A 7153-nucleotide genomic window follows, 5' to 3' on the forward strand; every position below is an offset into this window, starting at 1 on the left:
GAAGTCGCCGACCAAACTGGAACCCGTCATCTGCCCCAGCGCCCCGAGGCGGATCGCCGACTCGAGGCGCGCGAGATCCTCCTGGAACCAGCGGATCCGCTCCGGGTGGGCGAGGACCGGCGTGATCCCCGCCACGCGCAGCTCGAAGATCGTCTCCTCGAGCCGCACCGGCGGCGTGCGGTAGGGGCACTCCAGCAGCAGGTACTTCCCCGCGTCGCCGAACGTCGCCAACTGTCCCGAACGGATCTTCGCGACGAGCCGGTCGGTCAGATGGACCTCGGCGCCGACGTGCAGCCGGAGCGGAATCCCCGCGCGCTTCAGATGCACGCGCAGCGCCTCGACCGCGGTGAGGATCCGGCTCCGCTCGTTGTTGTAGTCCCACTCCCGGCTGTGCGGCGTGGCGACGATCTCGGAGACGCCGTCCTCCGCCGCGACGCGCGCCATCGCCTCCGCGGCGGCCATGTCGGGCGCGCCGTCGTCGAGCCCCGGCAGCAGGTGGCAGTGCGTGTCGATCACGGCAGCGGCGGCTCCGGCTCCGCGCGCAGCGGCCGCGCCAGCAGTTCGGCCAGCGCGACGCGCGGATCCTTGTCCTCGAAGAGGATCTCGTGGACCTGCTCCACGATCGGCATCGGCACCTTCTGGCGCCGCCCGAGGGCGCGCGCCGCGCGGCAGGTCTCGACCCCTTCGGCGACCATCTTCATCTCGGCGAGGACTTCGGCGAGGGTGCGGCCGCGGCCGATCGCCTGTCCGACCTGGCGATTGCGCGAAAGCCCGCCGGTGCAGGTCAGGACCAGATCGCCGATCCCCGCGAGCCCCATGAAGGTCTCGCGCCGCGCGCCGAGGCTGACCCCGAGCCGCGAGATCTCGGCCAGCGCCCGCGTGATCAACGCCGCGCCCGCGTTGTGCCCGAACCCCAGCCCGTCGGCGACGCCGGCGGCGATCGCGACGACGTTCTTCAGCGCCGCGGAGAGCTCGACGCCGAGCGGGTCGGGCGAGGTGTAGACGCGGAAGTTGCCGTGGCTGAAGGCGCGCTGCGCGGCCTCCGCCATCTCCGCGTTCTCCGCCGCGGCGACGACCGCGGTCGGCTCGTCCATCGCCACCTCGCGGGCGAACGACGGCCCGCAGACCGCGACGGTCCGCCGCGCGCCTTCCGGCCCGAGTTCCTCGCCGACGATCTGGAACGGGAGCTTGAGGGTCTTGACCTCGATCCCCTTGCTCGCGATGACGATCGGTCCCGCCGGCCAGCGCGCGTCGCGCCGCGACGCGACGAACGAGCGCAGGAACTGGGTCGGGATCGCCAGCACGACGGCGCGCGCGCCGTCGAGCACCGCCTCGGCGTCGGCGCTGACCAGTTCCAGCCGTTCCGGGAACGGCACGCCCGGCAGAAAGACGCGGTTTTCGCCGCGCCGCGCGATCTCTTCCGGACCATCTTCCGCCCGGCACCACAACCGAACCGGACCGCGGCGCGCCAAATGAACCGCGAGGGCCGTGCCCCACGATCCCGCGCCCAGCACCGCCAGCGGCGCTGCGCCCATCCGTCCTCCTCCGCCCGGCCCGTCCGGCCGCGGCGAAGTCCTACGATAGCCGTTTTTGGCCGAGCCGCGACTCTTCCCCGCGCATCAAGCGGACGATGTTCTCGCGGTGCCGCCAGATGACGAGGAGGGCGGCGGCGAGCAGGAACGGGCCGCGCCGGACCGGGTCGCCGCAGAGGAAGCCGCCGACCGCGACCGTCGTCGCCGCGGCGAGCGAGCCGGCGCTGACGATCCGGGTCGGAACGCAGACGATCAGGAACGCGGCGAGCGCGGCGACGGCGAGCCGCCAGTCGAGCGCGATCAGGACGCCGAGCGCGGCGGCGATCCCCTTCCCGCCGCGGAACCGGAGCCACGGGGTGAAGACGTGCCCGGCGATCGCGGCGAGGGCCAGCGCCCCCTCCAGCCACGGCGCGCCCCAGTGGTTCCACGCGCCGCCGGCGACGGCCCGCCCGAGGAGGACGCCGACGACCCCCTTCAGCGCGTCGAGGGCGAGGACGGCGACGCCGACCCACGCCCCGCCGGCGCGCATCGCGTTGGTCGCGCCGATGTTCCCCGAGCCGACGCGGCGCACGTCGATTCCCCGGAAGAGGAAGACGAGGATCACGCCGAAGGGGACGCTTCCGCAGAGGAAGGCGACGAGGATCGCGAGCGCGTCAGACGCCATCGCCGTCCCCGCGCAGCGCGAACCGGCCCAGCGGCTCGTAGCGCGCGCCGCCGGGACCGAGATGACTCTCGAAAAGGATCATTTCGTCCACCGGAAATGGGCCGAAGACCGGGGCTTCCGCCGGCCGCGGCATCGTCGGGCGTCCTTCGCGCGCGGCCCGCGCGAGCGTCAGGTGCGGCGCGAAGGGGCGCGCCTCCGGCGCGAACCCCAGCCGCCGCGCGGCCTGCTCGGCGTCGCCGGCCAAGGCGGCGAGCCGCTCCGTCGGCCCCGCGATCCCCGCCCAGAGGACCCGCGGCCGCGAGGGGCCCGGAAAGGCGCCGATCCCCTCGATCGAAAACAGTCCGCCGCGGCCCCGCGCGGCGACCGCCGACAGCTCGGCGCGCAGCGGCGCGAGAAGCCGTTCCTCGGTGTCGCCGAAGAAGCGGAGCGTGAGATGAAGCGCCTCGCGCCCCGCCCAGCGCCAGCCGTCGTCGCGGCGCCGCGTCCGCGCCGCGAAGGCGGCGAGGGCGTCGAGCGTCGCCGGCGGCGGCGCGGCGGCGAGGAAGAGGCGGCGTCCCATCAGAGCCCCGCGTCGTCCGTCGGATCGCCGAGCGGGGCGAGCCCGGCCAACGCCCGGCGGGTCTGCTCGAGCGCCATCGTCGTCGCCATGTGGCGGACGGTCGCCCGGTCGCCGGCGAAGAGATGGCGCCGCACGAGCGTCTGGTCCCCGAACACGACGGCGATGTAGGCGAGCCCGACCGGCTTGTCGGCCGTCCCGCCGGCCGGCCCGGCGATGCCGGTCGTGGCCAGCGCGACGTCGGCGCCGAGCCGCGCGCGCACGCCGTGGGCCATCGCCCGCGCCGCCTCGGCGCTCACCGGCCCGCACCGATCCAGCAGGTCGGGCGGCACGCCGAGGATCAGCGGCTTGAGCGCGTCGGCGTACGGCACGAGCGAGCCGACGAAGAACCGCCCCGCCCCGGGCAGGTCGACGATGTTCTTCGCGAGAAGCCCGCCGGTGATCGTCTCCGCCACGGCGAGCGTCCAGCGCCGCGGCGTCAGCAGATCCCGCACCGCCCCGACGAGCGTGTCGGCGTCCCGGCCGTAGACGTGGTCCCCGAGCCGCCGCTCGAGCTCGCGGAGCGCGCGCGGCAGCGCTTCGTCCGCCTCTTCGTCGGTCTCGGCGCGCAGCGTGACCAGGACATCGACCTCGCCGTAGCGCGGCAGCAGCGTCACCTGCGCCGTTCCCGGCTCGATCCCCGCCGACCGGACGCGGCGATCGACCTCCGCCTCCGGGAGGCCGGCGACGCGCAGCACGGTGGTGCGCAGCACCGCGGCGCCGGCGAGGCGCGCGCGCAGCCGCGGCAGGACCTCGCGGTCGAGCATCGCCTCCATCTCGCGCGGCACGCCGGGCAGGGCCGCCACGACGACGCGCCCGAGGTCCACGAAAAAGCCGGGGGCGGTCCCCATCGGATTGGCGATCGGCTCGGCCCCCTGCGGCAGCAGAGCCTGACGGCCGGCCGACTCGGCCATCTCGCGGCCGAAGTCGCGGTAGCGCGCCTCGACCGCCTTGAGCAGCCCGGGGTTCAGCTCCAGCGGCAGGCCGAGCCCCGCCGCGATGCCGTCCCGCGTCACGTCGTCCACCGAAGGGCCGAGCCCGCCGGCGACGGCGACGACTTCCGCGCCGCCGTCGAGCGCCGTCTTCAGCGCGGCGGCGATCAGCGCCGGATCGTCCGGCACGAGGCACCGGGCGAGCACGCGGCAGCCGAGCCCTTCGAGCCAACGTCCGATCCGCACGCCGTTTCCGTCGGCGCGCCGGCCCGTCACCAGCTCGTCCCCCACGGCGAGCACGAAGGCCAACGGAGTCCTCATGCCGGGTCGTCCTCTCCCCCGTCGGCGGCCGGAAACTCGGCGCCGTCGATCGGCAGCTTCTCCGGCGCGACGATGCCGCCGGAGACGATCATCTTGAGCCCTTCCTCGGGCGAAAGCCCCAGCGGCCGGCACTCCTCGACCGGGAGGAGCACGAGGAACCCGGATGTCGGGTTCGGCGTCTGCGGCACGAAGACCGCGATGCAGCGGCGCGGCGGATCGCCGACGAGACGCGGCTGGTCGTTCGTGACGAACGCCACGCGGAAGCAGCCGCGGCGCGGGTACTCGATCAGCACGGCGCGGCGGAAGATCGAGCCGCCGCCCGGCTTGAACCCGTCGAGCAGCTGCCGGAACCCGCCGTAGACGCCGCCGAGCACCGGCAGCCGGCGCACGCCGGCCTCGGTCGCCCCGAGCAGCCGCCGCCCGACGACGTTGGTCGCGACCAAGCCGACGACGTAGAGCGCGGCGAAGATCGCGAGGACGGCGAGCGCGCGCGACGTCCAGAGCATCGCGACGTTCGGCGCGTGGTCGGCGCCGACGAGGCGCAGCACCTGCTCCGCCAGCGCGCGGTCGATCGCGCGGAAGATCAGCACGATCAGCCAGACCGTCAGCGCCGCGGGGAGCAGGACGAACAGCCCCGTCGCGATGCGCGACCGAACGTGGGCCGTCCAGCGGCTCATCGCGGGTCGGCGGCGCGGGCCGCGGGCGCGGCCGCGCGGAAGTCGGGCACGAACTTCACGAACTTCATCACGTAGTCCACCGCCGACCAGAGGGCGAGGAGCATCGAGACCCAGAGCGCGACGATCGGCAGGGCGGAGATCCCCTGCCAGCGCTCGAGGGTGTTGGTGAGGATCAAGAGCGAGATGGCGACGATCTGGCTGCCGGTCTTGAGCTTCCCCCAGATCGACGCCGGCAGCGCCACGCCGCGGACCGCGAGGATCGAGCGGATGCCGGAGACCGCGAACTCCCGCCCGACGATGATCACGACCATCCAGGCCGGCGCGACCGGGATGAAGTCCCCGCTCCGCGGCAGGTACTGGCGCGGCATCTGGACCAGCGAGATGAACGCCGCGGACGTGAGGAGCTTGTCGGCGATCGGGTCGAGCAGCGTCCCGAGGGTCGTCACCTGGTTCCGCCGCCGGGCGAGGAAGCCGTCGAAGAAATCGGTGACGGCGGCCAGCAGGAAGATCCCCACCCCGAGCAGCTCGCGGAGCGAGCTCGGCCCGAAGAACGGCGTGTCCCACAAGTGCAACGGCGGCGCCAGAAGCACCACCACGAGGAGCGGAACAAGAAAAATCCGAAAAAGCGTCAATGTGTTCGGTAGATTCATGGCCGTTGGTTGCTCATTTCGGTCCATCAGCGTACTTGATCCGCGTGAGGGCGGGGGCGCCCCGGGGAGGACCGATGCAGGACCGTTTGCCCCTGCGCGACGTCGCGGCCGACGAAAGCGCGTCGGCGAGGATACCGGAAATTTCCCGAAAGTGGTCCGCGGCCCAACCGTTCTTCGCCGCGGCCGACAAGCGCGACATCGCCGCCTTCCGGGCGGCGGCCAGTTCGCTGGCCGAGGCGATGGCGCCGACGGCGGCCACGGCGCCGGTCACGGCGGCGCTCTACTTCCATTCCGTCCTCTGCCGCGCGGCGGACGCCGCGAGGCCGCAGCGCGCCGCCTTGCCCGAGATGGAGCGTCTCGCGCTCGCCGACGCGCTCGCCGCGGCGGGGGCGGGACGTCCGCTCTGCGACGCCTTCCTCGCGCTGGCCGAGCGGACGGCCGGCGAGCTGCTGCCCCACCGCCATCCGATGCACCCGGTGGCCGTGCGCGCCCGCCGGCACATCGAATCGCACTGGGGCGAGCCGCTCTCGCTCTCCCGCGTCGCCTCGACGCTCGGCGTCACCCGCACCTACCTCTCCGCCCTCTTCCGGCGGGAGTGCGGCGTCACGCTGACCGAGTACATCCACCTCGTGCGGATCGAGCGGGCGGAGGAGCTGCTGCGGGAAGGCGGCCGCTCCCTGGCGACGATCGCGTCGCTGGCCGGCTACGGCAGCTACCGGCACTTCCACCGCAGCTTCCTCAAGCTGCGGCGGATGTCGCCGCGGGCCTTCGCGCGCGGGCTGTCCGCCGACGTCGCGGCGCTCGACGAGCACGCCGCCGGGCTTCCGGTCATGCCGGAGCGGGCCGCCGACTGACCGCTCGTCTCCCGCCGAAATCGCGTTCCGGGGCGGCGCCGCGCGGCGCCGTCCCCGGGCCGCGCTCGCTCTCTTCTCTTCCGCGGACCGGCCGCGCCGACCGGAAGACGGGCGCCGTCCCCGGCGCGGGCGACTGACGCCTTCCCGTCTTCGCGGTAATCTCGGCCGCGCGGGGCCCGACCCCGCGCGGAGGCTCTTCGGGATGACTCGCGGGTTGGCGTTGATTCTCCTGGCCGGCGCGCTCGCGCCGTGCGCTCTCGCCGCCGAGGCCAACCTCCAGCCGGTCGCCGAGCGGCTCGCCTCGCCGCAGGCGCGCGACCGCGTCCGCGCCCTCGCCGACCTGCGCCGCCTCAAGCCCACAGGGGCCAAGGCGCGTCCCCTCCTCGAGCGCGGCGCGGCCGACGCCGCGCCGGAGGTCCGGCTCGAGGCGGCCTCCGTCGCCGCCGACCTGCTCGGCGCCGGCGCCATCGACCTCTTGCGGCCGCTGGCCGCCGATCAGGAGCGGACCGTCCGCGAGACGTCGGTCCGGCTGCTCTGCCGGATGTGGGAGGAGGCCGAGCCGCGCGAGGCCTGCCGCGGCTTCCTCGGCTCGGCCGACGTCGCGGTCCGCGCGCAGGCGTTCGCCGCCCTGCGCGAGGCGGCGCCGACCGATCCGCTGGCCGTGCGCGCGTTCCGCGCCGGCCTCGACGACCGCGCGCCGATCGTCCAGCGCGCGGCGGTCCTCGGCCTCGCCGTCGCGCGGGACGCCGACTCCGCGGCGCGCCTCGGGCGGATCGCCCGCACGGCGCCCGACCTCGTCGCCGAGCCGATCGCCGCCGAAGCGCTGCCGACGATCGGCGGCGGCGAGGCGATCGACGCCCTCGCCGCGCTGCTTCCCCGCCCCGCGCCCGGCGACCGCCCGTCGGGCGTCGTCCGCTGCGCGGCGCTC

Annotated in this window: 9 protein-coding genes; 2 read left to right on the forward strand and 7 right to left on the reverse strand. The window is 74.8% G+C overall.

Going from position 1 to position 7153, the window contains the following annotated elements:
* From LLG88_00780 to pgsA, 7 genes are all read right to left on the reverse strand, one after another.
* Window positions 1-516, reverse strand: a 516-nt coding sequence (locus LLG88_00780; protein ID MCE5245445.1) for a hypothetical protein, incomplete at its 3' end; no start/stop codon positions are given.
* Window positions 513-1535, reverse strand: a complete 1023-nt coding sequence (locus LLG88_00785) for an NAD(P)-dependent glycerol-3-phosphate dehydrogenase (GenBank protein MCE5245446.1) — start codon at window positions 1533-1535, stop codon at window positions 513-515. The genes LLG88_00785 and LLG88_00780, both read right to left, overlap by 4 nt.
* A 40-nt stretch (window positions 1536-1575) precedes the next feature.
* Window positions 1576-2196, reverse strand: coding sequence for a glycerol-3-phosphate 1-O-acyltransferase PlsY (gene plsY / locus LLG88_00790; protein MCE5245447.1), 621 nt, complete (start codon window positions 2194-2196; stop codon window positions 1576-1578).
* Window positions 2186-2755, reverse strand: a complete 570-nt coding sequence (gene thpR / locus LLG88_00795; protein ID MCE5245448.1) for an RNA 2',3'-cyclic phosphodiesterase — start codon at window positions 2753-2755, stop codon at window positions 2186-2188. The genes plsY and thpR overlap by 11 nt, the downstream gene beginning before the upstream one ends.
* Window positions 2755-4044, reverse strand: a complete 1290-nt coding sequence (locus tag LLG88_00800; GenBank protein MCE5245449.1) for a CinA family nicotinamide mononucleotide deamidase-related protein — start codon at window positions 4042-4044, stop codon at window positions 2755-2757. The genes thpR and LLG88_00800 overlap by 1 nt, the downstream gene beginning before the upstream one ends.
* Window positions 4041-4721, reverse strand: a complete 681-nt coding sequence (locus LLG88_00805) for a DUF502 domain-containing protein (protein ID MCE5245450.1) — start codon at window positions 4719-4721, stop codon at window positions 4041-4043. The genes LLG88_00800 and LLG88_00805 overlap by 4 nt, the downstream gene beginning before the upstream one ends.
* Window positions 4718-5371, reverse strand: a complete 654-nt coding sequence (gene pgsA / locus LLG88_00810) for a CDP-diacylglycerol--glycerol-3-phosphate 3-phosphatidyltransferase (GenBank protein MCE5245451.1) — start codon at window positions 5369-5371, stop codon at window positions 4718-4720. The genes LLG88_00805 and pgsA overlap by 4 nt, the downstream gene beginning before the upstream one ends.
* A gap of 74 nt (window positions 5372-5445) precedes the next feature.
* Between pgsA and LLG88_00815 the strand changes: the two genes are divergently transcribed.
* Window positions 5446-6225, forward strand: coding sequence for an AraC family transcriptional regulator (locus tag LLG88_00815; protein ID MCE5245452.1), 780 nt, complete (start codon window positions 5446-5448; stop codon window positions 6223-6225).
* Between the two features lie 214 nt (window positions 6226-6439).
* Window positions 6440-7153: hypothetical protein (locus tag LLG88_00820; GenBank protein MCE5245453.1), on the forward strand; the 714-nt coding region annotated here is incomplete at its 3' end.

It is taken from the genome of bacterium (genome assembly GCA_021372775.1).
Classification (GTDB): domain Bacteria; phylum Acidobacteriota; class Polarisedimenticolia; order J045; family J045; genus JAJFTU01.